We start from the raw sequence: 23,864 nt of genomic DNA, 5'->3' as shown, positions 1-23,864 counted from the left end.
GACGGCCAACGCCTATATGGGCTTGCGTGCCGCTACCAGCGGGTCGGTTCATCAGGTGCAGCCGGTTCGACGGCCAGCGCATGCAGGCCGGCATCGAGCTCCGGTTTCAACAGGTCGGTGATTGCCCGGTGGCGCGCCAGCCGCGACATGCCGGCGAATTTTCCGGAAACGATCCTCACCCGCATATGGGTTTCGCCGGTGCCCGTGATATCAGGCTGGTGGCCGGCATGCAGATGGCTTTCGTCGATGACGCTCAGGCGTTCGGGCGCGAAGGCTTTGATAAGTTTTTCTTCGATGCGGGTTCGCAGGGTCATCATCCGGTCTTGCTGGTTCGCGAAAAGGGTTCCTACCAAGCCTGTAACATTCCCGTTTGTCAATTCTTGTTGTCGCTTCGCGACAGCCCCATAATTAGCGCCGTCATGAGACTTGATTCCAAATATTTCGATCGCATCCGAACACGCCGCAAACGCGAGCCGGAGACAGAGCAGGCGCCGCCTACCTGTCAATGGGACGGGTGCGACAAGAAGGGGGCGCATCGCGCTCCGGTCGGCCGCAATGCGGAAGGCCAGTTCTTCTTGTTCTGTTTCGAGCACGTCAAGGAATACAACAAGGGCTACAATTATTTCTCCGGTCTTTCGGACGGCGAGATCGCGCGATACCAGAAAGAGGCGATCACCGGCCACCGGCCGACATGGACGGTCGGCGTCAACAAGGCGGCGAAGGACAGTCCGCTGCATTCGGAGATCCGCTCCGGCGCCTATACCCGCGTTCGCGATCCCTTCGGCTTCGTCAAGGAAGGCGGCAAGGGCAGCGGACCGCGTTTCCCCCAGGCGCGCAAGCTGAAATCGCTGGAAACCAAGGCCTTCGAAACGATGGCCCTCGACGCCAATGCGACGTCGGCGGAGATCAAGAGCCGCTACAAGGAACTGGTGAAGAAACACCATCCGGATGCCAATGGCGGTGACCGTGGCTCGGAGGAGCGTTTTCGCGCCGTCATACAGGCCTATCAATTGTTGAAGCAGAACGGTTTTTGTTAATTCCCGTCCTTGCTCTTGGGCTTCAATCGGGTATGGTCCAAATCGGCTGAGGCCGCAGGCAAACGCGGCTTATATTTGTGCGTTTTCCCGACATCGCCTCCGCCGACCTTCCGGACGCGGCGTTTCTTGTCTGGGACTCTTTCAAGAATGCTCGCACGCGGTCATTATCCCGCCGAGGTTTCGTTTCAGTCCCGGAGAAGTATCGCCGACGTTCCGACCTGGACGGGCGCGGAATAAAAAACGCGGCGTCTGGGTTGCGACATGGCCTGAGACAGTATGGCCGGGTGGCAGCACCCGCCTTGGAGACATGATGAGCAAGATCGACCTGGATATATCAGAACTGCCCGATACCACCGTTTCGGTCCGAGAGGTCTTCGGTATCGATTCCGACATCCGCGTTCCCGCCTACAGCAAGGGCGACGCCTATGTGCCGGACCTCGATACCGACTACCTTTTCGACCGCGACACGACGCTCGCCATTCTCGCAGGCTTCGCCCATAACCGCCGCGTGATGATCTCCGGCTATCACGGCACGGGCAAGTCGTCGCATATTGAGCAGGTGGCGGCGCGGCTCAACTGGCCTTGCGTGCGCATCAACCTCGACAGCCATGTCAGCCGTATCGATCTGGTCGGCAAGGATGCGATCGTCGTCAAGGACGGACTGCAGGTCACCGAATTCAAGGACGGCATCCTGCCCTGGGCCTATCAGCACAATGTCGCGCTCGTCTTCGACGAATATGATGCCGGCCGTCCCGATGTGATGTTCGTCATCCAGCGCGTGCTCGAATCCTCCGGCCGGCTGACGCTGCTCGATCAGAGCCGCGTCATCCGGCCGCACCCGGCCTTCCGCCTGTTTGCGACCGCCAATACGATCGGCCTCGGCGACACAACCGGCCTCTATCACGGCACGCAGCAGATCAACCAGGCGCAGATGGACCGCTGGTCGATCGTCACGACGCTGAACTACCTGCCGCATGATCACGAAGTGAATATCGTCGCCGCCAAGGTGAAGAGCTTCGGCAAAGACAAGGGCGGCCGTGAGACCGTTTCGAAGATGGTTCGTGTCGCCGACCTGACGCGCGCCGCCTTCATGAACGGTGATCTGTCCACAGTCATGAGCCCACGCACCGTCATCACCTGGGCCGAAAACGCCGACATTTTCGGCGATCTGGCCTTCGCCTTCCGCGTCACCTTCCTCAACAAGTGCGACGAGCTGGAGCGTCCGCTGGTCGCCGAGCACTATCAGCGCGCCTTCGGCGTCGAGCTGAAGGAAAGTGCCGCCAACATCGTTCTCGGAGCTTGAGACCGACCGATCATGGCAGCTCGCGGTGACAATTCGAAAGCAAAGCCCGGCGCGCCTGTCGACGTCGAGCCACTGCGCCGGGCTATAACCGGCTGCGTGCGCTCGATCGCCGGCGACGGCGATGTCGAGGTGACCTTTGCCAATGAACGGCCGGGGATGACCGGCGAGCGCATCCGGCTGCCGGAACTTTCCAAGCGGCCGACGGCGCATGAGCTGGCGGTCACCCGCGGGCTCGGTGATTCGATGGCGTTGCGCCTTGCCTGCCATGACGAGAAAGTGCACACGACGATGGCGCCGCAGGGCTCGGACGCCCGGGCGATCTTCGATGTTGTCGAGCAGGCGCGCGTCGAATCGATCGGCGCGCTGCGCATGGAGGGCATGGCGTCGAACCTGCGCTCCATGACGGAAGAGAAATATTCCAAGGCGAATTTCACCGGCATCGAGCGCCAGGAAGACGCACCGGTCGGCGAAGCCGTTGCGATGATGGTGCGCGAGAAGCTGACCGGCCAGCGCCCGCCTGAAACCGCCGGCAAGGTGCTCGACCTCTGGCGGGGCTTCATCGAAGACAAGGCAGGGTCCGAACTCGATAATCTGTCGAGCGCGATCAACGACCAGCAGGCCTTCGCCAAGGTTATCCGCAACATGCTGTCGGCCATGGAAATGGCCGAGGAATACGGCGACGACGACAGCGATGCCGACAATGACGACCAGTCGGAGCAGGAAGACCAGTCGAGCGGCGACGAGCAGGATCAGGACGAGGTCGACGAGCATGCCGGCACGGATGCCGCCCCTGTCGAGGACAGCGAGGTCGCCGACGAGCAGATGGAGGACGGCGAGACCGAAGGCGCCGAAATCTCCGACGACGACATGATGGAAGAGGGCGAGGACGATTCGGAAACGCCGGGCGAGACCCGCCGTCCAAATACGCCCTTCGCCGATTTCAACGAGAAGGTCGATTATCACGTCTTTACCGAAGAGTTCGACGAGATCATCACCGCCGAGGAACTTTGCGACGCTGCCGAGCTGGAGCGCCTGCGCGCCTTCCTCGACAAGCAGCTGGCGCATCTGCAAGGTGCCGTCGGCCGTCTCGCCAACCGGCTGCAGCGCCGCCTGATGGCGCAGCAGAACCGCTCCTGGGATTTCGATTTGGAAGAGGGCTATCTCGATCCGGCCCGGCTGCAGCGCATCATCATCGATCCGATGCAGGCTCTTTCCTTCAAGATGGAGCGCGACACCCAGTTCCGCGACACCGTCGTCACCCTGCTCATCGACAATTCCGGCTCGATGCGCGGCCGGCCGATCACGGTGGCCGCCACCTGCGCCGACATTCTCGCGCGCACGCTGGAGCGCTGCGGCGTCAAGGTCGAGATCCTCGGCTTTACGACGAAGGCCTGGAAGGGCGGGCAGGCGCGTGAAAACTGGCTTGCCGGCGGCAAGCCGCAAACGCCGGGCCGCCTCAACGACCTGCGCCATATCATCTACAAATCGGCCGACGCGCCGTGGCGGCGGGCACGCGCTAATCTCGGGCTGATGATGCGCGAGGGTCTGCTCAAGGAAAATATCGACGGCGAGGCGCTGATCTGGGCGCATAATCGTCTGCTTGCACGCCGCGAGCAGCGCCGCATCCTGATGATGATCTCGGACGGCGCGCCGGTCGACGATTCGACGCTGTCGGTCAATCCGGGCAATTATCTGGAGCGGCACCTGCGCGCCGTTATCGAGCAGATCGAGACGCGTTCGCCTGTCGAACTGCTGGCGATCGGCATCGGTCACGACGTGACGCGCTACTATCGCCGCGCCGTGACGATCGTCGATGCGGACGAACTTGCCGGTGCGATGACCGAGCAGCTTGCCTCGCTGTTCGAGGACCAATCCGTCCAGCCGCGCGGCGGCCGGATACGCCGTGCCGGCTGACGCCGCTGGAAGAATGACGGTCAAGCGCCTCTGCCGTGCGGCGTCGATCGCTCTTTGCCTCGCAGCCGGCGCTTCCTCGTCATGGGCCGGCGACGACGTGCCGGTCATTAGCCGGCAAATCTCCGATTTCAGGATCGGCTCTTCGGAGACGACATTCGGCTCGCTGGAATTTCTCGGTGGGCTGGAGATGGTCTCCAGCAGAGCGCTGTTCGGCTCGCTCTCCTCCATCCGTTTCCGGCAGGACCAGAAACATTTCGTCGTTGCGCTCGATACCGGCCAGTGGCTGACCGGCGGCATCGAGCGTGACGTCAAGGGTAGGCTTTCGGGTCTCTCGGATGTCGAGATCACGCCGATGAAGAACAGCGCCGGGCGCAGCTTCGAGGGCAAGGGACATATGGATGCCGAGGGCCTGGCACTCGACGGCGACCGGATTCTGGTCTCCTTCGAGCAGGATCATCGCGTCGATATCTATCCCGATCCTGGCTTTACCGGCTCGGGAGCGATCGCCACTCTGCCGATTATTATCCCGCGGAAGATGCTGAACGACAACCGCGGCATCGAGACTATCGCCGTGGCGCCGGCATCCAGCCCGCTGCGGGGCGGTGTGGTCATCGTCACCGAACGCGGTCTCGACAGCGACGGCAACCGGTTGGCGGCCATTCTCAGCGGGCCGCTGAAAGGGCGTTTCTCGGTCGAGCGGGACGGCAGCTTCGACATCACCGATGGTGCTTTCCTGCCGAACGGCGACCTGCTGCTGCTGGAGCGCCGCTTCAACATGGCCGAAGGCATCGGCATGCGTCTTCGGCGCATCAAGGGTGCCGATATCAGGCCCGGCGCCATTGTTGACGGCGAATTGCTGCTGGAAGGCAATTTCAACTCGCAGATCGACAATATGGAAGGGCTCGATGCCTTTCAGGCCGCAGACGGCACCACCCATATCATCCTGGTGTCGGACGACAATCATTCGATCCTGCAGCGCAATCTGATGCTGGAGTTCCGGCTTTCCGAACAGGCCGAACACAAAGCGTCAAACTGATGTCATAGGTCGCGGCTATCCCACCCGCGGCATCGGTGGCTGGCCTGCGGAGGAAATCATGGTGCATATTCACGTTATGGGCGCGTCCGGTTCCGGCACCACATCGCTCGGCCTTGTGCTCGCCCAGAAGCTCGATATTGCCCATCTCGACACCGACGATTTCTTCTGGCTGCCGACCGATCCGCCGTTCACGACGCCGAGGGATGCCGACGACCGCATCAGGCTGCTGCTCGATGAGGTGGCGCGGCATGAAGGCTGGGTTCTCTCCGGATCGGCGCTGAAATGGGGAGGGCCGATTGAGCCACTCTACGATCTGATCGTGTTCCTCAGGATCGATCCGGAGCTTAGAATGACGCGCATCCTCACGCGGGAGATTGCCCGATACGGAAACAGAATCAGGCCCGGCGGCGACATGGCCGTCAAGAGCGGGGAGTTTCTGGAATGGGCGGCGAGCTACGATACGGCCGGCCCCGAACGCCGCAGCCTTGCGGCACATGAGCAATGGCTGGAAACGCAGACAGTGCCGGTGCTGCGGCTCGATTCATCGCTAGGTATCGACGATCTGGCGGCAGAGGTGCTGCTGCACCCGGCCATCGCCGCCGGTGCGATCCGGCGGCGTCGGTAACTTCAATTAGCTGGCGCGAGCGGCCTGCATCGGCCGCAGCACGTTCATCAGCGCGCCATAGGGCAGCAGCATGACGAGGCCGACGATCATCTTCACGGCGAAATCGCCGATCGCCCAGGAAATCCAGCGCGGAGCCTCCGTGGCGAAGACGCCGAGGACGGGGGCTGCTTCGAGCGCAAAGGGATCGTTGGGGCCGAGGAGGACGAAAAACGCGGCGAAGGAAAGCGAAAAGAACATCACCGTATCGAGCGCCGAGCCGATCAGCGAGCCGACCAGTGGGGCGCGCCACCAGGCCTGACGGCGAAGGCGGTTGAAGACGGCGATATCGAGCAGCTGGCCGGCGAGATAGGCCGAGCCGGAGGCTATGGCGATGCGCGGCACCGAAGTGAAGAAGGAGAGCGTCACGCCGACGACGAAGCCGGCAAAGACGACCTTGCGGGCTGCCTGCGGGCCGAACTGACGATTGGTCAGATCGGTGATCAGGAAGGCGATCGGATAGGAGAAGGCGCCCCAGGTCAGGATGTCGGCGAGGTTGATGCCGGCGACTTCGGCGTTCAGCGGAAACTGGACGAGAAAGTTGGAGGCGACGACGACGAGCGTCATCAGCGCGACATAGGCAATGGTAGAGCGGGTCTTCAGCATTTTTTATCCTGGGTGATGCCACCAGTTGGAGAGACGGACCGGCAAAGCAAAAGGCTTGTCCGGTTTTATCCGTTCAAGCCTTTTGAAGCCGTATGAAAGAAGGGCAGAAGCTTACGCAGCAGCGGCTTCGGCGGTCTTCTTGGCGATCTGACGGCGCAGCAGACGGGCGCGCATCGACAGTTCGTTTTCGCTGGCCTTCAGCAGGAAGGCATCGAGGCCGCCACGATGCTCGACGGTGCGAAGAGCGGCAGCCGAAACGCGAAGACGGTAACGCTGGTTGAGAGCGTCGGAAATCAGCGTGACCTGGCACAGGTTCGGCAGGAACCGGCGCTTGGTCTTGTTGTTGGCATGGCTGACATTGTTACCAGTCAGGACGGCCTTGCCGGTCAATTCGCACACGCGGGACATGGAACACCTATTCTTGTTTTTTCTCGGGCCATCGAATTGCCATTCCCGGCAAAGCCAGGCGCGCAATCCAACGGGCATGATTGGAAAGTTGCGGTTCTATAGTCAGACAGGCTGCTCGCGTCAAGCCAAACCTTGGCCTTTCCCGCAATTCTGTCAAAAAGCTGCTGTTTTCTTCCCTTCGCGGCAGGAGTATAGAGCGCTTAACAAGAGCTGCCGGCGCGCGGCAAGACAAGGCTTGATTCATGGCTCATTCGGGCAGACGGATTTTCATTTCGGCCATTGCCGCGCTCCTTGCCATACCGGCATCGGCGGCCGAAATCCAGCATCGGACGGAATACCGGGTGGCGCTCGCCGGCCTGCCGATCGCGCGCGCAGCGTTCCTGACGCAGATCGAGGACGATCACAGTTACAAGATCGCCGGCGACATCAATTCCGCCGGTCTTGCCGATCTCGTCACGACGATTTCGGCAAAGACCAGCGTCACCGGTGTCGTGCGCAATGACAGACTGCAGGCGCAGAAATATTCGCTCTACTACAAGAGCGGCAAGAAGAAGGCCCGCGTCTACGAGGTCAGCTACCGCAACGGCAATATCATCTCGGCGACGACGACACCGGCGCCGAAGCGTCCGAAGAACTGGATCGACGTCACACCGCGCGACATGCGCTCGGTGCTCGACCCGATCTCCGGCCTGGTCTTCACCGGCGATACCAAGGTCTGCTCGCAGACGCTGCCGATCTTCGACGGCGAGACGCGCATGGATTTGGTGCTGTCGCCGAAGGGCGATGAGGATTTTTCCACCAATGGCTTCAAGGGCAAGGCAACCGTCTGCAGCGTGCGCTTCGTGCCGCGCTCGGGCTACAAGAAGGGCCGCAAGGACATCGACTATCTCAGCAAGAGCAACCGGATGGAAATCTGGTTTGCCAAGTCGGACGCGGCAAATGTATACGCTCCTGTCTATGTGCGCATTCCAACAGAATATGGAATGGTGACGATCACTGCCGTCAAATACGGCAGCAACAGCTGACGGGGCTTCTGCCTCCGTGAAGGGGGACAGGTGAAGCTTCGCGCGACGTTGATCGGTTTTACGGCCATTCTGATGTGGTCGTTTCTGGCGTTGTTCACAGCCGCCTCCGGCAAGATGCCGCCATTCCAGCTTTCGGCCATCTGCTTTGCGATCGGTAGCATTCCCGGCCTTGTGGTGCTTATCCTCAATCCTTCGCGGCTAGCGCTGCTGAAGCAGCCGGCCAAGGTTTGGATAACAGGCATTGCGGGGCTGTTCGGCTATCATTTCCTCTACTTCACCGCGCTCCGGAACGCACCGGCGGTGGAGGCGGGGCTGATTGCCTATCTCTGGCCGCTGCTGATCGTCGTCGGTTCGGCGCTGCTGCCGGGCGAACGGCTGCGCTGGTATCATGTGGCGGGTGCGCTTGCCGGACTTTGCGGCACCTTCCTGATCGTTAGCCGCAACGGCATCGATTTCGACGGCGCCTATGCCATCGGTTACGGGGCTGCCGTTCTCTGCGCCTTCACATGGTCCGGCTATTCGCTGCTGACGCGGCGCTTCGTCGCCGTCTCCACGGATGTCGTCACCGGCTTCTGCCTTGCGACCTCCATCCTGTCGTTCTTCTGCCATCTCGGACTGGAGACGACCGTCTGGCCGGCAACGGGTTTCGAGTGGGTCGCCGTCGCCGGGCTCGGGCTCTTTCCGGTCGGGGCTGCCTTCTACGCCTGGGATTACGGCGTCAAGAACGGCGATATCCAGATCCTCGGCGCGGCCAGTTACGCAGCACCACTGCTATCGACACTGATTCTGGTGCTGTTCGGATATGCCGAGCCGAACTGGCGCATCGCCCTTGCCTGTCTGCTCGTCACCGGCGGGGCGGTGCTCGCCGCCCAGGAGATGTTGCGCCGCAAGAGCCGGGCGCAGCCTGCTGCGGCGGAGTAGGTCTTAGAACAGGATGATTTTAGGCCGACCAGGCCTAAAATCATCCTGCTCTAAATTAGATAGTTGGAGCATGATGTTACCCGAAAACCGCTCACACTTTTCGGCATCATGCTCTAGCCGCCGGGCTTCCAATCGGGCGGCGCCATCTCGAAGCTCGAAAATTCGAAGCCGGGAGAGACGGTGCAGCCGACCAGGGTGAAATCGCCGAGGGTTTCGGCCGATTGCCACCAATTGGCGGGAATGATCGCCTGCGGCCGCTCGCCGGCAGGAAGATTCGTTCCAAGCGTCAGGGTCTCGCTTGCCGTTCCGTCTTCCGAGCGGTGCAGCGAGAGCGGCGCGCCGGCGTAATAATGCCAGACCTCCGCCGCGTCATGAACGCGATGCCAATGCGAACGCTGTCCCCTGGTCAGCAGATAATAGATCGCCGTCGAATGGCCGCGTTCCCCGCCCGCCGTATCGCGGAATGTCTGCACGTACCAACCACCTTCAGGATGCGGCTGCATGCCGAGTTCGCGGATGATGTCCTCGGGCGACATCAGAAATGGTCCTTGCGCTTGCGGATCTCGGCAAAGACTTCCTCGTTCGTCTTGCCTTCCATCAGCAGATTGCGGCGGATCGCCGGATCGGCGGCGCGCAGGAACGGGTTGGTTTCCTTTTCCAGCCCCAATGTCGTCGGGATGGTGAATTTGCCGTCGGCGCGCAAGGCTTCGATCTCGGCGGCGCGACTCTTGAGGCGCTCATTGTCCGGATCGACGGTCAGTGCGAAACGGGCATTGGACAATGTGTATTCATGGCCGAAATAAACGGCGGTTTCATCGGGCAGCACGGCGAGTTTCTGCAGGGAATGCCACATATCGGCGGCAGGGCGTTCGAACAGCCGGCCGCAGCCGAGCGCAAACAGCGTGTCGGCGGCAAACAGCAGCTTATCGTCGACGAAGTGATAGCAGATGTGGCCGGCGGTGTGGCCGGGCGTCTCGATGACGTTGACCGTGTGATCGCCGAAAAGGAAGCTGTCGCCATCGGCCATCGCCCGATCGAGGCCGGGAATGGCGATGGCCTCGTTGATCGGGCCGATGATCTCGCAGCCGAACTGCTCCTTCAGCGCCAGGTTGGCAGTGACATGGTCGGTGTGATGATGAGTGGTGAAGATATGGGTGATCTTCCAGCCGCGACGTGTCGCCGCTTCCAGGATCGGCGCCTCTTCCGGTGCATCGATCGCCGCGGTAAAGCCTGTCTCCGGATCGTGCACGAGAACGCCGAAATTGTCGGTGCGGCAGAGAAAAACGTCTAATTCCAAAGGTTTCATCGTTCAATAATCCCTTATCCCAGGAGTCTCGCGGAAATGTAGAGGTTCCGGCCTTGAAGTCCAACCGCCCGCTGATAACATTTGTCGCAATGCACGCCGATATCGTCGACCTACGCCAGTTCTATCACTCCGAGCTCGGACGTCTTGCCGAGCAGTCGATCGCCATGGCGCTGTCATCGCTCTGGGTGCGGCTGCCGCAAGAGCGTCTGGTCGGCCTCGGTTATGCCGTGCCCTTCCTCGACCGCTTCCAGGCCGATACCGAACGCACCTTCGCCTTCATGCCGGCCGGGCAGGGCGCGGTGAACTGGCCGATGGGCTCGCTCTCGACGACGGCGCTGATTTTCGACGAGGAACTGCCGCTGCCGGATTCCTCGATCGACCGGGTGCTGATGGTGCATTCGCTGGAATTCGCCGAAAGCCCGCGCGAGACGCTGAAGGAGCTCTGGCGGGTGCTGGCACCGGGCGGGCGGCTGGTCATCGTCGTGCCGAACCGGCGCGGCGTCTGGGCACGGATGGAACATACGCCCTTCGGTTCGGGCCGGCCCTATTCCCGCGGTCAGCTGACAAGTCTGCTGCGCGAGACGAATTTCACCCCGGGCGCGACGGCTGAAGCGCTGTTCTTCCCGCCCTCGAAGCTCAGGGCCATATTGCGCCTTCGCCGCGCCTTCGAGCGGATCGGCCGAACGCTATGGCCGGCCTTCTCAGGCGTCATTATCGTCGAGGCGCAGAAGCGGCTTTATCAGGGGCTGCCGGTTGCGGCGCGGGCCTCGCGCCGCGTTTTCGTGCCGGTTCTCGCACCGCATGGCGTGCCGACCACACGCACGACAGCGCCGCGCGTCTTTTGAGACGCGCAAAGAACGTTGTAGCACTTTGAATGCTGCATAATTTTATCCTTAAATCGATTCCGATTTAAGGAATTATGCAGGAGGTGACGCCGCTCTCGGCGTTCCCCAACTGCTTGTGACACGCCCGTAGCTCTCGACAACAATCGCATTCCGCTTTAATGCCACTTGGTGTTTTTCAGCCCGGATTTCCGGCAATTCCAAGGTCGAACCCATGAGCGTTGAGATGAGCAAGCCCGTTCCGCGTCCCGGTATTCTCGATATCGCAGCCTATGTGCCGGGCAAGGAACATGCGCCGGGCGTCGCCCACGTCTACAAGCTTTCGTCCAACGAAACGCCGCTCGGCCCCAGCCCAAAGGCGATCGAAGCCTTCAAGGCGGTTGCCGACAATCTAGGGCGTTATCCTGACGGGCAGGCGATCGAACTGCGCGAGGCAATCGCCGCCGTGCACGGTCTCAATCCGGCAAACATCCTCTGCGGCAACGGTTCCGACGAGCTGCTCGGCCTGCTTTGCCATGTCTATCTCGGCGCCGGCGACGAGGGCATCATCACCGAGCACGGCTTCCTCGTCTACAAGATCCAGATCCTGGGTGCGGGTGCCACGCCTGTCGTCGCCAAGGAGAGGGACTATACCGTCGACGTCGATGCCATTCTTGCCGCGGTGACGGAGAGGACGAAGATCGTCTTCATCGCCAATCCCGGCAACCCCACAGGCACCTATGTTTCCGTTAGCGAGATCCGCCGCCTGCAGGCCGGACTGCCGAAACATGTCGTCCTCGTGCTCGATGCCGCCTATGCCGAATATGTGCGCCGCAACGATTATGAAGCCGGCATCGAGGTCGTATCCTCCAATGCCAACGTGGTGATGACCCGCACCTTCTCGAAGGCCTATGGTCTTGCGGCGTTGCGCGTCGGCTGGATGTATGCGCCGGCCGAGATCGTCGACGCGCTGAACCGGGTGCGCGCACCATTCAACTTGAACGCGCCGGCAATCGCTGCCGGTGCCGCTGCCATCCGCGACCAGGCCTTCATCCAGCAGGCGGTTTCCTTCAACCAGCTGTGGGTCGAGACGCTCACCCAGGCGCTCGAGGCGATCGGGCTGAAAGTGACGCCGTCCGTCGCCAATTTCATCCTCATTCATTTCCCCGAGATCGACGGCAAGCGCGCCGCGGATGCCGACGATTTCCTGACGGGCCGCGGCTACATCCTGCGCGCCGTGCGCGGCTATGGTTTCGCCAATGCGCTGCGCATGAGCATCGGCCCCGAAGAGGCCAACCGCGGCGTGATTGCCGCGCTCACCGAATTCATGGGACATCAGGCATGAGCGTGCAGTTCGATCGGATTGCGCTGATCGGCATCGGCCTGATCGGCTCTTCGCTTGCCTACGACATCAGACGGCTTGGTCTTGCAAGGGAGATCGTCGTCGCCACGCGCAGCCCCGATACGCTGAAGCGTGCGGAAGAGCTCGGCCTCGGCGACCGCTACACGACGTCCTCGCAGGATGCCGTCAAGGATGCCGATCTGGTGATCGTCTCGGTGCCAGTCGGCGCTTCGGAAAGTGTGGCGAAGGAGATTTCTGGAAGCCTGAAGCCCGGGGCTGTTGTCACCGATGTCGGTTCGACAAAGGCTTCTGTCATCGCACAGATGCTACCGCATATGCCGGATAATGTGCATTTCATTCCCGGCCATCCGCTGGCAGGTACCGAGAAATCCGGCCCGGATGCCGGCTTCCCCGGCCTCTTCGAAGGCCGCTGGTGCATCTTCACGCCGGTCGCGGATACCGATGAGACTGCGCTGAAGCGGCTGCGCAGCTTCTGGGAGGCGCTCGGCTCGAAGGTCGACGAAATGGATGCCGAGCATCACGACAAGGTGCTCGCCATCGTCTCGCACCTGCCGCATATCATCGCTTACAATATCGTCGGCACGGCCGACGATCTGGAGACGGTGACGGAGTCTGAGGTCATCAAATATTCCGCCTCTGGCTTTCGTGATTTCACCCGCCTCGCCGCCTCCGACCCGACCATGTGGCGTGATGTTTGCCTGCACAACCGCGATGCGATCCTCGAAATGCTGGCGCGCTTCTCGGAGGACCTCGCCTATCTGCAGCGCGCCATCCGCTGGGGCGAGGGCGACAAGATTTTCGAACTCTTCACCCGCACCCGCGCCATCCGCCGTTCGATCGTCCAGGCCGGCCAGGATGTCGACGCGCCTGATTTCGGCCGGCACGCGCTGGACAAGAAGTAGCCACCGCGATGGTTGAGGTGGCACGCGCCGGCTCGGCGGATATCGACTGGCTGGTGCGCGAGGATGCCAGCGCCAGTAAGGCGTGGATATCGCGTTGCGTGGCGCTCGGCGAATATCTGGTTGCCAGGGAGGCCGATGAGATTGTCGGCTTCCTGCGCTTCTCCCGCTTCTGGGGCAGGGTTCCCTATATGGAAATGATCCGCGTTCTGCCCGGCCATCGCCGGTCGGGCGTTGGAACGGCGCTGTTTCTCGCCTGGGAAGAGGCCATGCGCGGCGACGGCTTCCGCCTGCTGATGACGTCGAGCGAATGCGACGAAAGCCGGCCTCAGGACTGGCACCGCCGCAACGGATTTTGCGAAACCGGCGCGATCGAGCTGCCCGGCCTGCAATCGGTGCCGGAAGTCTTCTTCATCAAGCGAATCGGCTAGATCGGCGGAATCCGGCCGAGCGGAATGAAACCGCTGACGGTGGCATTGCCACGATCGACGACGAGATCGACAGAGACCTTGTCGCCGCCACCGGCGAGCGACTTCAGCAGTTTTGTCGCCGTGTTGACGGTCGAGGCGATATCCGGAAAGGCCTGTTTCAGGCTGTCGCCCCAGGGGCCGAGCTGTTCGATCTCCAGCTTGAATTTTCCCGAGAGCAGACCCCGTTCGTCAAAGGAGAAGGGGCCAGTCAGCGTCATCACCTTGCCGTCGCCGATGTCGGCGACGATGCGGCGCAGGTTGCCGGTGGCGCCATTGAGCCCGTTCGGATCACTGCCGTCGATCAGGCCGGCCTTGCCGGCGATGGTCAGATCGATGCTGGCAGACATTTTTGGAAAGATCTGCGGCCAGTCCTTGATCGCCGTATTCGCATCCTGCACGGAGATCGCGCCATCGAGATCGGCGCCGTTCTGGCGCAGATGGATTTCGGTGCGGACGGCATCGAAGCTGATGGTCTGGCCGGTGTAGGAGGAGACGGCTATCGCCTTCAGACCCTCGATGACGGTCGAGCTGTGGTCGATGCCCTGCAGTCGGGTTGCAAGACTCGCCTGCAAGTTCGTCCATTGGGCCGAGATCGAAAGGCCGTTGCTGGTGCGGATTTCGGCCGGCGAATCGAGTTCCCAGACAATCTTGCCGGGTGCATAGACCTGTGCTGCCGAGCGCAACGCGCCGAAGGTGGCGGAGACGCCGTTGACATTGTCGTCGACGTCGATCTTCGAGCAGAACAGGCCGATACGGAAGGGATAGCCGCGGAATTCGATATCGGAGCATTCGCCGCTGACGCCTGCCTGGTCGCGTGGCGCGATCGCCTTCAGCACCGTGGTCTTCAATGCCGACGCCGCATAGAACCAGCCGCCGGTATAAAGCGCGATCACCAGGAGGATACCTCCACCCAGCAACCAGAATTTCTTACCGCTGCCGGATTGGCTGCTGCCGGATCGGCTTGACGCTGCCATGATGTTCTCCAATGGTGAATCGCAAATGTGATTCCCGGTCTGGCGTGCGATATGGACGAATTTTGGGTATTTGGCTACGGTTCGCTGATGTGGAATCCGGGCTTCGAGTTCATGGAGCGGGCAGAGGCTCTGGTTTACGGCTACAGGCGTTCGCTTTGTGTCCGCTCCTTTGTCCATCGCGGCACACGCGACAATCCGGGCCTGGTTCTCGGCCTCGACAGGGGTGGCGCCTGCCGCGGCATGGCTTTCCGCATTTCGCCTGAAAAATGGGAAGATGTGATCGACTATCTCCGCGCCCGCGAGCTGGTCACCAATGTCTATCTGGAGCGCCGGGTGCGGCTGCAGCTTGCCGGCCGGCGCCGGGTGGAAGCGGTCGCCTACATCATCGATCGCGAGCATGAACAATATGCCGGCGCGCTCGATGCGCTTGCGGCGGCACGGGTGGTGAACGAAGCAAAAGGCCAGTCAGGCCCGAATGATGCCTATGTCTTCAACACGCTGGCGCATCTGAAGCAGATGGGCATTCGCGACCATTGGCTGGAGCAGGTCGTCAACGAAGTGGAGCGGCTGCGCGCCGCCTGATCTCAGCCAGTTGTCGCGTTCAGCTTGCGCAGCTCGATCAGTCTTTCGACCGCCGTTGGCGGGAGCGGCAGATGCGGATTTTGCGCGACGGTTTCGAGCAGAAGCTCGTCGCTTGCCCGCTCCAATACCTCGATCAGATGGGCGAAAAAGGCGTCCGGATCCATTCCGGGCATGATTGGCGGCAGGATCTTCACCTTGAAATGGCCGGGATAACGACGGATGCTCCGCCGCGGCCAGAAGAGACCGGGATGCATGGCGACCGGAACGACGGGGAGATTAAGATCGCGGTACATGCGGGCTATGCCGTATTTATAGACCGGCTCCGCACCCGGCGGACGGCGAGTGCCCTCGGGATAGATGATGAGCTGGCGGCCCGTCGAAAGCTCTTCCTTCGTGCGTTTCAGCACTTCCACCATCACCTTGCCACGGGCGCCGCGATCGACCGGGATCATGCGCTGCTTCTTCGCATACCAGCCGAAGAGCGGAATCCACATCAGTTCGCGCTTCAGGATATAGACTGGGTCCTTCAGCCAGGGCAGCAGCGCGTAGGTATCCCAGAAAGACTGGTGCTTCGGCGCTAGGATGTAACTGCCGTCAGGCAGGTTCTCCAGGCCCTCGATCTCGAAGGTGGTGCCGACGATCACACGCATCAGCCAGTGGTTGGACCGCGCCCAGTTCTTCGGGATCGCATAGGCGATTTTGCGCGGCACCACGAAATAATAGGGCGAGAGCACGATCATCCGGATGATGAGATTGGCGTAGAAGATCGTGTTGAAGAGAACGGAACGCAGGGCGATCATGAAACTTTCCCGAGGCATGCTCACGCGACCGGCCTACACGATATTCCCCGTCATAAAAAGCGTTTGATGCTGCCCTGATGTAAAAGGCTGAAGCATTCCAGCAAAAGTGCGCAGCAACAGATAGCGCATGCCCCCGAAAATCGGAATCGATTTTCCGAACGGATTGTGCGCACGTCTAAAGCGATAGAGCTTCCTATCCGAAGCGCGGCTTTATTGCTGGCCGGACGCATTTGCCGAGCGCAGCCCGGTATGGCGGCCGAAGCCGGTGATGTTGCGGGTGCCTGCCAGCAGCACTTTCGCATATTCGGCAAGCATGACGCGCATCGCATTCGGATCGGTGAACCAGTTGCTGCTCTTCAAATCCGAATTGACCACGGGATAAGCGATAAATTCGATGTCGGGATCGACATAGGAGAGTTCGGCGAGGCTTCGCGGCATGTGGTAATTGTTGGTGACGATCAGAACGCTCCGGTATCCCTTGGCGTGGATCCAGTTCGAAGCCTCCTCAGCATTGCCGATCGTGTCGATCGCATCGTAGCCGATATCGACACAGCAGGAGAAGAGATCGGCCGAGCCCTGCGTCATCTTGCGGATCTGTGCCGGCGTCGTCGTCGGGTGGACGCCGGAAATGAGCAAGCGCTTGCCGGCACCCTTCTGCAGCAGCTCCACAGCCTGGTCGATGCGCTGGTAGCCACCCGTCAGTACCACGATCGCATCCGCCTTCGGCTCGGCCGGCGGCCTGAGTGTCGTCACCGAATCAGCGAAACGCAGAAAGCCGCCGAACACCAGGGCGATTACCAGCAGGCAGCCAAAGCCGCCCCAGCGCAGCAGGCGGCGGATCGGCCCGCGCCGCGGCAGCAAACCCGCCGAGCGATCAAGCTCCGGGTCCTGATGAATCGGGTTGGGTGTCGTATGTCCCATGGTCATGAATCGTGATTATACGCTGATTGCGGCACGGAACAGACGCTTTCATGGCAAAACGGCACGGTCACGATCAACTTCCGATGCCGTCGGTGCGTGTCGGGTCCGAGCGTAGTGTATCGATTTCGTAGATTGTCCGCATGACGGTCAGCCGCGCGGTGAAGGTGGTGAGGAGCGCGATGACGATCATCGTTGCGAAGATGCCGGCATAACCAAGCACGCCGACGGAGAAGGTGCCGAAGAGCGCGGTCGCCTGGTCCGTTTCCGGGGTGGCGAGGGTGCGGCTTTGCCAAAAACCGGCGGTGGCGAAGAAGAGAGCGGCAAGCGCGCTGCCGATCGCCGAACCCTTGAGGCTGATCTTCAGGAAATGCTTCTGGAATTCGGTGGCGACGAAGGAGCTTTCGGCGCCGACGAAATGCAGCACTTCGACGACGTGCCGATTGCCCGACAGCGCGCCGCGCGTGGCGAAGACGACGGTGAGCACCATCGCCGTGAAAACCAGGAGCAGGATGCCGGTGCCAATCATGACCGTCGTGTGCGCCATAGACACCAGCCGGTCGACCCAGGTGCGGTGATCATCGAGGCTGGCCTGCGGGATACTGTCCTTCAGCAGCGACCGCATCGAATCGAAATCCGGCGGATTGCTCTCGTCGATGGTGATGATGACGAGGCGGGGAACGGGCAGATCCTTGAGATCGAGGCCGGGGCCGAGCCAGGGTTCGAGCAGGCGAGCGGTCGCCGCCTCGTCAACGATCTGGCCGCTCTTGGTGCCGACGAAGGTCAGCGCCAGGTCGCGCGCCTGGGTCAGCGCCTTTTCCATGTCGAGATTGTCGTCCGGCTTGATCTGAATGGTGATCTCGCGGGAGATCTGGCTCTCCCAGCTTGCCGCCGTCGAGCGCACCATGCTGACGCCGCCGAGCGTCAGGCAGGCGAGAAAGGCCATGATTGATATCACCACCATCAACGCACTGCCCTGGATGTTGGACGGCGGCAGGATCGGCGCGGTCGGACGCACGCGCAATTCCGGCCGCTTCTGCTGGATCTTGGCAGCCGCCTTTTCGGGGTTTCTGGACGGGGGCTCAGTCATAAATATCGAGATGCCCCTCTGAGAGGATCATGCGGCGCGCTTCCACCTGTTCCATCAGCGCCAGGTCATGCGTGGCGATCACGACCGCCGTGCCGAGGCGGTTCAGCTCGAGGAAAAGGTTGAGCAGGCGTTTGGCCATAGGCGGGTCGACATTGCCTGTGGGTTCGTCGGCCAGCAGCACTTCCGGCCGGTCCATCAGCGCCCGGGCGATTGCGGCGCGCTGCTTCTCGCCGCCGGAGAGCACGGGCGGCAGCACATTGATGCGTTCGCCAAGGCCGACCCATTTCAACAGCTCCAGCACGTCGGTCTTGTAGGAGCTCTCATCCTTGCCGCGCACCCGTAAGGGCAAAGCGACATTCTCATAGGTAGTGAGATGGTCGAGGAGGCGGAAATCCTGGAAGACGATGCCGACGCGGCGGCGCAGAAGCGGCAGTTCGGGGCGAGGGATTTCGGAAATGTCGCGCCCGAACATGCGGATCAGGCCGCGTGTCGGCTGCAGAGACATGAAAAGCATCCGCAGCAGCGACGTCTTGCCGGCACCCGATGGGCCTGTCAGGAACTGAAAGGATTTCTTCGGGATGTCGAAGGTCAGGTCCCGGAGGATTTCCGGGCCCATGCCATAGCGCAAACCGACATTCTCAAAGTGGATCAACGGGCAGCTCAGTCTGTTGTGGGTTTCACCGCACGACTTGTTAACCAACACCGTTAACAGCCGGTAAATTTTGCTGGAAAGACGCCCGTTTGATGGCAATCTTTGCGAAGCATTAACCATTAAAATTTACGACTGAGCGGGATTCGTTTCAATGCCAGATTTCTCCTGGCAACGAAACCATGTGGACATCTGCGAGGCAGCCACCATGGAAGCATCCTCCTTCAGTCGCCGGACGCCGGGCCAGGCCTATGATTTCCTGCCGCCGGAACCCGCCAATCGTCAGTACCGCTCGGCGCGACCTGCCGATATCTCCGACGCTGAATTCGTTACCCTCGGCAACTTGCGGACCAGGGAATTCAGTGCAAGGACCCATAACGACAACCGCAAGCGCATGGCTGCCGCACGCGCCGCCCCGCCGCCCATGCCGGCAATGGCTGCTTCCGTTCTGCAGACCATGGAATCCTGGCTGCAGCGCGCGTCGACGCGGAGCTTCGCAGCGCTGGTGCTGGCGCTCGTCGTGCTCGTCTTCGGGCTTGCGGGTGGTTTTTCCGGCCTTTCCGGCGCGCGCGCCACTTCCGGAGCGCCGCTGCATTTCACCCACGTCACGGTGACGCCGCGTGATGCAAACGGCATGCGCGTGCTCGTCATCAACGGCATCATCGAAAACGAGGGCGGCACGACGCAGACGGTGCATCCGATCCGTGCCGATCTGGTGACCGACGAGCGGCTGACGGCAAGCATCGTCATCGACCCGCCGGCCGATGTGGTCTATGGCGGCCAAAGCCGAGGCTTCTCGGCTCGCGTCCAGCATGCCGGCGGAAGGACGCCGGAGGTCCGGCTCTCCTTCCTGCCATAGATGTAACAGGACATGAAATGGCCGACTTTCTCGCCACAGGCCGGGCCAATCCCGTTAATTTCATTGCCAGCGAGGCTGTTTCAGGCTCGCATATGTGCTAACGGCTTACCCTTCTTTTCATGGAGCAAGCCCTTATGCCTGTCGTGCGCGGAAAAAACATAGAGCCGCTTTTCACCGCCGAGCAGATCGCCGAGCGCAATCATTCGATGGCGCGGGAGATCGCCAGTGGCCCGACCAAGGACCTGCTCGTCATCGCCGTGCTCAAGGGCTCCTTCATTTTCGCCGCCGACCTGATCCGCGCCCTGCATGATAGCGGGCTTGCCCCGGAGGTTGAGTTCATCACACTGTCGAGCTATGGCATCGGCACGGTTTCTCAGGGCGTACGTATCGTCAAGGATATCGATAGCGACGTGCATGGCCGCGACGTCCTGTTGATCGACGATATCCTCGAATCCGGCCGGACGCTGCTCTTTGCCAAGGAACTGCTCTTCGAGCGTGGCGCGCGCAACGTCACGATCGCCGTGCTGCTCGACAAGCGCGTCAAGCGTAAGGAAAAGCTGGAGGCCGACTATGTCGGCTTCGAATGCCCTGACTATTTTGTCGTCGGCTACGGCATGGATGTCGCCTATGCCTTTCGCGAACTGCCCTTCGTCGGCGTGGTGACCGGGGATGCCTGAGCTGCTGCATAATTCCTCAAATCGCAATCGATTTAAGGATAAAGTTATGCAGCAATTAAAAGTGTTACAGCGTCCTTTGCGCGTCTTAAAGGCGCGCGGCGCTGTAATGCTTTCAAGACGAGTTGTTAACCATCTCGCCCATCGCTTCGTCATCTTTACCGATCGAAAAGGAAAGTCTGGTGATTTCCGTCGCGGGGCTGACGACGGAGCGATGCACATATGGCAAGAATTCTGATTACGGAAGACGAGGACTCCCTGCGGTCGTTCGTAGCCCGAGCCCTGCGGCTCGATGGCCACGAGACCGACGAAGCGGCCGATGGAGCCGAGGGCTTGGAGAAGCTCAAGGACGGGGTCTACGATCTGCTGCTTTCAGACATCCGCATGCCTGTGATGGACGGCATTGAACTCGCCCATCAGGCAAAAGACGCTTTTCCTGGCTTGAAAATCCTGCTGATGACCGGCTATGCCGAACAACGCGAACGGGCCGACGATCTTGCCGAGAAGATCATCGATGTCGTCGCCAAACCATTCGCGCTTCCCGATATCCGCAAGGCGGTCGCCCGGGCGCTTGTCGCTTAGAGCCAGGATGCCGAAAAGTGTCAGCGCTTTTCGGCATCCTGGCTCTATTTCTCTGATTTAGATCCAGGTTCAGCTTCTAAAGCGCGTCGCAATCTTTCAGATTCGCTGCTTGCGCTTTAGGTCTTTATTCCCAACGCATGTCGTTCGCGCAAAACCGCTGCACAGTTTTGCGCGACATGCTTTAGGCCGATCCGGTCTAGAATCATCCTTTCCCGTGCGCGTCCTATTTTTGCGCGGAGTCGTAAGGCCTACTGGATGTCCAGCAACCGTTCGAGATATCGCCGTTCCATTTCCTGCGGTGGATTGTTGCCGAGCTTTTCGCGGATCGCGTCAAGGATTTCTCGCGCCCGCTGAACGTCGATTTCGTCAGGCACCTTCACGCTGTTGTCGCCGAAATCCGGTCCTTGGGTCCGGCGCGGCCGGCCGAGCGGGTCGCGGCCGTTCTGGTCGCCTTGGCCTACCTGGCCGTTCGGACCTTGACCCTGCTGGCCCTGCTGCGCCTGCATCATCTGGTTCATCATGTCGCGGGCGCCCTGGCGAAGCGCTTCCAACGCGCGGCCCTGGCCCTCGACGGCCGGTTGGCCGCGGCCCTGGCCGAGTTCACGGCCGGCGCCTTCCATTTCGCGTTGCGCCTGGCCAAAACCCGGGCCGGGCTTCATTCCCATCTCGCCGAGGCTCTTCTGCAATTCGCCGAGTTGCTTGCCCAACCCATCCTGCTGCGCGCGCAGCTGTTTCAGCGCCTCACGCAGCTGCTCGGCCGTCATCTGGTCGGAGGGCTGCTGTCCATCCTTGCCTTGCCGGCCCTGCTGCTGATCCTGCGGCTCGCCGTTTTCTCCGGGGTTCATCTCGTCGAGCAGCGGATCGTTCTCGCCCATGTCGGGCTCGCCGCGTTGCATGCGGTCCCTGAGCTGCTGGTCGAGCCGGAAGGTCTGCTCCATCAGCTTTTGCTGGTCGCGCAGGATCTCGCCGAGCTTGTCGATCTGCTTGCGGGCCTCGCTGTTTTCCTGGCTCTGCTGGCTGCGCTGCGGCCGGCCGGCCTGCAGGTTGTTCATCATCCGCTGCAATTCCGACAGCATCTGCTGGGCCGCGTCACGATTGCCGGAGCGGGCGAGATTTTCGATCTGATCCATCATCCGCTCCAGATCCTGCTGGCGCAGAATGTTCTGCGCGTTCTGGTTCGGCTGCATCGGCGCGTTCTGCATGCGTTGGGCGAGCTCGGTCATATAGTCCTGCATCGCCTTGCGCAGCTCGTCCATCAGCTTCTTGATCTCCGCGTCCGGGGCGTTGCGGTCCAACGCGTCGGCGAGGTTCTGCTGGGCCTCGCGCAGCTTGCGCTCGGCCAGCGAAAGATCGCCGTCCTCCATGCCGAGGGCGATCTCCCACAGATATTGGGCCGTATCCTTCAACGCATCATCGCCCTTTGCGAGCTTCATACGCGTCAAGGCGGATTCCAAGAGCAGGTAGTTGGTGAGCTTCGGGATGGTCTCCTCGGGGCGGATGGTCAGCGCCTCGTTCAGGGCGATTGCCTGCGGCATCTTGCGCGTATCGAGCGCGAAAACCTGCCGTTCCTCGGCGACGGCCGCGGCAAGCGGCTCGTTGAAGGGGCGTGACGGCAGCGTCATCTCATGCGGCGGGCTGCGGCCGGTCTGGCCGGCGGCATCCTTGGCGACGAGCGTGATGCGCACACGTTTGCCGGCAAGCGGATGTTCGGTCAGGTTCCGGCTGGTCACAGCCTTGGCGTCGCGGGCGTTGCGGCGCGGAATATCCAGCCGGTATTCCGGCAGTGGATAGAGCGGCGTTGCCGTCGGATCGGGGTCGACAGGAACGATTTCCGCATGCGCTTCCTGGACGCCGTAATCGTCCCTGACGGTGAAGCCGATTTCAAGCGCGCCGTTGACGCTGGGCTTCGGCAAACCGTCGAAGGCAATTTCCGGCGCCTTGTCGGGCAGCACGTTGAAGCTCCAGCGGCGGCCGTTGACCTCGAGTGCGCCGTTCTCCTGCAGCTTCATCATATGCGTCTGCGCGACGAGAGCCTGGCTGGCCGGTGCCGCCGTCTCCTGCTCGCTGCCTGATACCGCCGTCTGCTGCGGCTTGGTATCGGCCTGCACGGCGATATCCTGCGCCTCGCCGTTCGCCTTGCGGAACACGACCTTTTCGGCCGTCCTTCCGCCGCTGACCCGGACAGTGAGGCCTGAAAACTGGGGAATGCCGATCGGCGCCTGCTCGCTCCCGTCAGCCGTAAGGTAAACCGGAGCGCGGCCGGTATAGGAAGGCGGCGTTACCCAGGCGTCGATGCGCACCGCCGGATCGTTAACCACCTGCGCGGGCGCTGCCTGCAACGCGTCGCGGATCGAGCCGCCGTTGATCGATAGCGAATAAGCGAAGGCCGTGACGAGCAGCAGCGCCGGGACGGCGCGCAGGGCGAAACGATCATGCGCGGCGATATCAGGTCGCGGCAGTCCGGCATCGAGCGCTGCGATCTTTTCAGCCATGCGCGTCTGGTGCTCGCGCCAGAGCGCGCGGCCGAAGGGCGTATCGAAGGCCGGCTCGTCTTCCTGGACGGTGACCGGCTGGTGCGGCAGGCCGTTGCGCTCTTCCAGCACGCGGTCGGCCTCGGCGATCCTCGGCCAGCGCAAGGTGCGGAAGGGGAGGAGCGAGACGAGAAAAGCGGCAGCAAAGGCGATGAGCAGCAGGATGCGCAGCCAGTCCGGCACGCTGCGGAAGAGACCGAACCAGGAGGCGGAGAGGTAAAAGGCGATGACGGACAGTACCGGCATCAGAGGCGGCAGCAACTGCTCGAAAAGGAGCACGATGCGCGCCAGCAGGCGTTTCGTCGTCACCAGCCGGGCAAGCGAGGGACGGAAGGCAAATGCACCTTTCTTCTGCCTCGAGGGGCTTGTCATCGGTCCGGTCTCCGCGATCTGGCGTTCTGGAACAGAGGGCGCTTCCGGCGATTGCGGGGCAAT

At 61.7% G+C, this 23,864-nt stretch carries 27 protein-coding genes; 16 read left to right on the top strand and 11 right to left on the bottom strand.

Features of this window, described 5'->3' with window-relative positions; genetic code table 11:
• Positions 1 to 32: 32 nt before the first annotated feature.
• Positions 33 to 317 carry a BolA family protein gene (locus N2A41_RS20555; protein WP_017966329.1) on the bottom strand — a complete coding sequence of 95 codons (285 nt, stop codon included), beginning with the start codon at positions 315 to 317 and terminating at the stop codon, positions 33 to 35.
• Positions 318 to 419: 102 nt separating this feature from the next.
• On the opposite strand from N2A41_RS20555, the gene N2A41_RS20550 reads away from it, so the two are divergent.
• From N2A41_RS20550 to N2A41_RS20530, 5 genes are all read left to right on the top strand, one after another.
• The gene (locus N2A41_RS20550; RefSeq protein WP_017966330.1) at positions 420 to 1,037 is read left to right on the top strand and encodes a J domain-containing protein; all 618 of its coding nucleotides are present in this window, start codon (positions 420 to 422) and stop codon (positions 1,035 to 1,037) included.
• A gap of 310 nt (positions 1,038 to 1,347) precedes the next feature.
• Complete coding sequence (gene cobS, locus N2A41_RS20545; RefSeq protein WP_017966331.1) at positions 1,348 to 2,340, top strand: cobaltochelatase subunit CobS; 993 nt, start codon at positions 1,348 to 1,350, stop codon at positions 2,338 to 2,340.
• Positions 2,341 to 2,352: 12 nt separating this feature from the next.
• Complete coding sequence (cobT, locus tag N2A41_RS20540) at positions 2,353 to 4,254, top strand: cobaltochelatase subunit CobT (protein ID WP_260109580.1); 1,902 nt, start codon at positions 2,353 to 2,355, stop codon at positions 4,252 to 4,254.
• 13 nt (positions 4,255 to 4,267) lie between these two features.
• Complete coding sequence (locus N2A41_RS20535; protein ID WP_170257069.1) at positions 4,268 to 5,290, top strand: esterase-like activity of phytase family protein; 1,023 nt, start codon at positions 4,268 to 4,270, stop codon at positions 5,288 to 5,290.
• A gap of 58 nt (positions 5,291 to 5,348) precedes the next feature.
• Complete coding sequence (locus N2A41_RS20530; RefSeq protein WP_222293066.1) at positions 5,349 to 5,915, top strand: ATP-binding protein; 567 nt, start codon at positions 5,349 to 5,351, stop codon at positions 5,913 to 5,915.
• A 6-nt stretch (positions 5,916 to 5,921) separates the two neighbouring features.
• Here the strand turns inward: N2A41_RS20530 and N2A41_RS20525 are convergent, their stop codons facing one another.
• Together N2A41_RS20525 and rpmB are read right to left on the bottom strand one after the other, a co-directional pair.
• On the bottom strand, positions 5,922 to 6,557 hold the full coding sequence (locus tag N2A41_RS20525) for a VUT family protein (RefSeq protein WP_170257067.1): 636 nt from the start codon (positions 6,555 to 6,557) through the stop codon (positions 5,922 to 5,924).
• Between the two features lie 111 nt (positions 6,558 to 6,668).
• Positions 6,669 to 6,965, bottom strand: a complete 297-nt coding sequence (rpmB, locus tag N2A41_RS20520) for a 50S ribosomal protein L28 (protein ID WP_003543341.1) — start codon at positions 6,963 to 6,965, stop codon at positions 6,669 to 6,671.
• Positions 6,966 to 7,207: 242 nt separating this feature from the next.
• On the opposite strand from rpmB, the gene N2A41_RS20515 reads away from it, so the two are divergent.
• Entirely contained in the window at positions 7,208 to 7,990 is a 783-nt protein-coding gene (locus N2A41_RS20515) for a DUF3108 domain-containing protein (RefSeq protein WP_162116804.1), read from the top strand.
• A gap of 30 nt (positions 7,991 to 8,020) precedes the next feature.
• A complete protein-coding gene (yddG, locus tag N2A41_RS20510; protein ID WP_260109579.1) occupies positions 8,021 to 8,911 on the top strand; it encodes an aromatic amino acid exporter YddG in 891 nt (296 codons plus the stop codon).
• Positions 8,912 to 9,024: 113 nt separating this feature from the next.
• Here the strand turns inward: yddG and N2A41_RS20505 are convergent, their stop codons facing one another.
• The gene (locus tag N2A41_RS20505) at positions 9,025 to 9,447 is read right to left on the bottom strand and encodes a cupin domain-containing protein (RefSeq protein WP_168324669.1); all 423 of its coding nucleotides are present in this window, start codon (positions 9,445 to 9,447) and stop codon (positions 9,025 to 9,027) included.
• Positions 9,447 to 10,217 carry a hydroxyacylglutathione hydrolase gene (gloB, locus tag N2A41_RS20500; RefSeq protein ID WP_170257065.1) on the bottom strand — a complete coding sequence of 257 codons (771 nt, stop codon included), beginning with the start codon at positions 10,215 to 10,217 and terminating at the stop codon, positions 9,447 to 9,449. Before gloB ends, N2A41_RS20505 begins: the two co-directional genes overlap by 1 nt.
• 53 nt (positions 10,218 to 10,270) lie before the next feature.
• Here gloB and N2A41_RS20495 point away from each other — a divergent pair, with 53 nt between their 5' ends.
• The 4 genes from N2A41_RS20495 to N2A41_RS20480 all read left to right on the top strand — a co-directional run bounded on the left by N2A41_RS20495 (position 10,271) and on the right by N2A41_RS20480 (position 13,731).
• Entirely contained in the window at positions 10,271 to 11,062 is a 792-nt protein-coding gene (locus N2A41_RS20495) for a class I SAM-dependent methyltransferase (protein ID WP_162116800.1), read from the top strand.
• Positions 11,063 to 11,285: 223 nt separating this feature from the next.
• Positions 11,286 to 12,383 (top strand): histidinol-phosphate transaminase, encoded by a 1,098-nt coding sequence (gene hisC, locus N2A41_RS20490; RefSeq protein ID WP_260109578.1) that lies wholly within the window; start codon positions 11,286 to 11,288, stop codon positions 12,381 to 12,383.
• Positions 12,380 to 13,303 (top strand): prephenate/arogenate dehydrogenase family protein, encoded by a 924-nt coding sequence (locus N2A41_RS20485; protein WP_018482773.1) that lies wholly within the window; start codon positions 12,380 to 12,382, stop codon positions 13,301 to 13,303. The genes hisC and N2A41_RS20485 overlap by 4 nt, the downstream gene beginning before the upstream one ends.
• Before the next feature lie 8 nt (positions 13,304 to 13,311).
• A complete protein-coding gene (locus N2A41_RS20480) occupies positions 13,312 to 13,731 on the top strand; it encodes a GNAT family N-acetyltransferase (RefSeq protein ID WP_222279651.1) in 420 nt (139 codons plus the stop codon).
• Here N2A41_RS20480 and N2A41_RS20475 read toward each other — a convergent pair.
• The gene (locus N2A41_RS20475) at positions 13,728 to 14,744 is read right to left on the bottom strand and encodes a DUF2125 domain-containing protein (RefSeq protein ID WP_260109577.1); all 1,017 of its coding nucleotides are present in this window, start codon (positions 14,742 to 14,744) and stop codon (positions 13,728 to 13,730) included. The genes N2A41_RS20480 and N2A41_RS20475 overlap by 4 nt on opposite strands.
• Positions 14,745 to 14,795: 51 nt before the next feature.
• Between N2A41_RS20475 and N2A41_RS20470 the strand changes: the two genes are divergently transcribed.
• The gene (locus N2A41_RS20470; RefSeq protein WP_162116796.1) at positions 14,796 to 15,326 is read left to right on the top strand and encodes a gamma-glutamylcyclotransferase; all 531 of its coding nucleotides are present in this window, start codon (positions 14,796 to 14,798) and stop codon (positions 15,324 to 15,326) included.
• A 2-nt stretch (positions 15,327 to 15,328) separates the two neighbouring features.
• Here the strand turns inward: N2A41_RS20470 and N2A41_RS20465 are convergent, their stop codons facing one another.
• The 4 genes from N2A41_RS20465 to ftsE form a co-directional block, all read right to left on the bottom strand.
• Positions 15,329 to 16,126: a lysophospholipid acyltransferase family protein gene (locus N2A41_RS20465; RefSeq protein WP_222279647.1), complete on the bottom strand. Its 798-nt coding sequence runs from the start codon at positions 16,124 to 16,126 to the stop codon at positions 15,329 to 15,331.
• Positions 16,127 to 16,336: 210 nt separating this feature from the next.
• Positions 16,337 to 17,047 (bottom strand): YdcF family protein, encoded by a 711-nt coding sequence (locus N2A41_RS20460; RefSeq protein ID WP_170257059.1) that lies wholly within the window; start codon positions 17,045 to 17,047, stop codon positions 16,337 to 16,339.
• Positions 17,048 to 17,120: 73 nt separating this feature from the next.
• A complete protein-coding gene (locus N2A41_RS20455) occupies positions 17,121 to 18,134 on the bottom strand; it encodes a cell division protein FtsX (RefSeq protein ID WP_017966348.1) in 1,014 nt (337 codons plus the stop codon).
• On the bottom strand, positions 18,127 to 18,786 hold the full coding sequence (ftsE, locus tag N2A41_RS20450) for a cell division ATP-binding protein FtsE (RefSeq protein ID WP_003543317.1): 660 nt from the start codon (positions 18,784 to 18,786) through the stop codon (positions 18,127 to 18,129). The genes N2A41_RS20455 and ftsE overlap by 8 nt, the downstream gene beginning before the upstream one ends.
• A 205-nt stretch (positions 18,787 to 18,991) precedes the next feature.
• Here ftsE and N2A41_RS20445 point away from each other — a divergent pair, with 205 nt between their 5' ends.
• The 4 genes from N2A41_RS20445 to N2A41_RS20430 all read left to right on the top strand — a co-directional run bounded on the left by N2A41_RS20445 (position 18,992) and on the right by N2A41_RS20430 (position 20,898).
• On the top strand, positions 18,992 to 19,642 hold the full coding sequence (locus tag N2A41_RS20445) for a hypothetical protein (RefSeq protein WP_260111078.1): 651 nt from the start codon (positions 18,992 to 18,994) through the stop codon (positions 19,640 to 19,642).
• A 134-nt stretch (positions 19,643 to 19,776) separates the two neighbouring features.
• A complete protein-coding gene (hpt, locus tag N2A41_RS20440; protein WP_003543314.1) occupies positions 19,777 to 20,319 on the top strand; it encodes a hypoxanthine phosphoribosyltransferase in 543 nt (180 codons plus the stop codon).
• The gene (locus N2A41_RS20435) at positions 20,312 to 20,554 is read left to right on the top strand and encodes a hypothetical protein (protein ID WP_170260996.1); all 243 of its coding nucleotides are present in this window, start codon (positions 20,312 to 20,314) and stop codon (positions 20,552 to 20,554) included. The genes hpt and N2A41_RS20435 overlap by 8 nt, the downstream gene beginning before the upstream one ends.
• Positions 20,539 to 20,898: a response regulator gene (locus N2A41_RS20430; protein ID WP_003543311.1), complete on the top strand. Its 360-nt coding sequence runs from the start codon at positions 20,539 to 20,541 to the stop codon at positions 20,896 to 20,898. The genes N2A41_RS20435 and N2A41_RS20430 overlap by 16 nt, the downstream gene beginning before the upstream one ends.
• A gap of 248 nt (positions 20,899 to 21,146) precedes the next feature.
• On the opposite strand, the gene N2A41_RS20425 is transcribed toward N2A41_RS20430, so the two are convergent.
• Complete coding sequence (locus tag N2A41_RS20425; RefSeq protein WP_260109576.1) at positions 21,147 to 23,801, bottom strand: TIGR02302 family protein; 2,655 nt, start codon at positions 23,799 to 23,801, stop codon at positions 21,147 to 21,149.
• Positions 23,802 to 23,864 lie beyond the last annotated feature (63 nt).

The sequence above is a fragment of the Rhizobium sp. SRDI969 genome (genome assembly GCF_025152725.1).
In the GTDB taxonomy this organism is placed as follows: domain Bacteria; phylum Pseudomonadota; class Alphaproteobacteria; order Rhizobiales; family Rhizobiaceae; genus Rhizobium; species Rhizobium leguminosarum_I.
Note: the sequence above shows the minus strand (reverse complement) of the source record. Positions and strands in the feature narration are given on the sequence as shown.

Coding starts and splice junctions, on each gene's coding strand:
- N2A41_RS20555 (WP_017966329.1), bottom strand. CDS start 317: ATGATGACCCTGCGAACCCGCATCGAAGAAAAACTTATCAAAGCCTTC.
- N2A41_RS20550 (WP_017966330.1), top strand. CDS start 420: ATGAGACTTGATTCCAAATATTTCGATCGCATCCGAACACGCCGCAAA.
- cobS (WP_017966331.1), top strand. CDS start 1,348: ATGAGCAAGATCGACCTGGATATATCAGAACTGCCCGATACCACCGTT.
- cobT (WP_260109580.1), top strand. CDS start 2,353: ATGGCAGCTCGCGGTGACAATTCGAAAGCAAAGCCCGGCGCGCCTGTC.
- N2A41_RS20535 (WP_170257069.1), top strand. CDS start 4,268: ATGACGGTCAAGCGCCTCTGCCGTGCGGCGTCGATCGCTCTTTGCCTC.
- N2A41_RS20530 (WP_222293066.1), top strand. CDS start 5,349: ATGGTGCATATTCACGTTATGGGCGCGTCCGGTTCCGGCACCACATCG.
- N2A41_RS20525 (WP_170257067.1), bottom strand. CDS start 6,557: ATGCTGAAGACCCGCTCTACCATTGCCTATGTCGCGCTGATGACGCTC.
- rpmB (WP_003543341.1), bottom strand. CDS start 6,965: ATGTCCCGCGTGTGCGAATTGACCGGCAAGGCCGTCCTGACTGGTAAC.
- N2A41_RS20515 (WP_162116804.1), top strand. CDS start 7,208: ATGGCTCATTCGGGCAGACGGATTTTCATTTCGGCCATTGCCGCGCTC.
- N2A41_RS20505 (WP_168324669.1), bottom strand. CDS start 9,447: ATGTCGCCCGAGGACATCATCCGCGAACTCGGCATGCAGCCGCATCCT.
- gloB (WP_170257065.1), bottom strand. CDS start 10,217: ATGAAACCTTTGGAATTAGACGTTTTTCTCTGCCGCACCGACAATTTC.
- hisC (WP_260109578.1), top strand. CDS start 11,286: ATGAGCAAGCCCGTTCCGCGTCCCGGTATTCTCGATATCGCAGCCTAT.
- N2A41_RS20485 (WP_018482773.1), top strand. CDS start 12,380: ATGAGCGTGCAGTTCGATCGGATTGCGCTGATCGGCATCGGCCTGATC.
- N2A41_RS20480 (WP_222279651.1), top strand. CDS start 13,312: ATGGTTGAGGTGGCACGCGCCGGCTCGGCGGATATCGACTGGCTGGTG.
- N2A41_RS20475 (WP_260109577.1), bottom strand. CDS start 14,744: ATGGCAGCGTCAAGCCGATCCGGCAGCAGCCAATCCGGCAGCGGTAAG.
- N2A41_RS20470 (WP_162116796.1), top strand. CDS start 14,796: ATGGACGAATTTTGGGTATTTGGCTACGGTTCGCTGATGTGGAATCCG.
- N2A41_RS20465 (WP_222279647.1), bottom strand. CDS start 16,126: ATGATCGCCCTGCGTTCCGTTCTCTTCAACACGATCTTCTACGCCAAT.
- N2A41_RS20460 (WP_170257059.1), bottom strand. CDS start 17,047: ATGGGACATACGACACCCAACCCGATTCATCAGGACCCGGAGCTTGAT.
- N2A41_RS20455 (WP_017966348.1), bottom strand. CDS start 18,134: ATGACTGAGCCCCCGTCCAGAAACCCCGAAAAGGCGGCTGCCAAGATC.
- N2A41_RS20445 (WP_260111078.1), top strand. CDS start 18,992: ATGGAAGCATCCTCCTTCAGTCGCCGGACGCCGGGCCAGGCCTATGAT.
- hpt (WP_003543314.1), top strand. CDS start 19,777: ATGCCTGTCGTGCGCGGAAAAAACATAGAGCCGCTTTTCACCGCCGAG.
- N2A41_RS20435 (WP_170260996.1), top strand. CDS start 20,312: ATGCCTGAGCTGCTGCATAATTCCTCAAATCGCAATCGATTTAAGGAT.
- N2A41_RS20430 (WP_003543311.1), top strand. CDS start 20,539: ATGGCAAGAATTCTGATTACGGAAGACGAGGACTCCCTGCGGTCGTTC.
- N2A41_RS20425 (WP_260109576.1), bottom strand. CDS start 23,801: ATGACAAGCCCCTCGAGGCAGAAGAAAGGTGCATTTGCCTTCCGTCCC.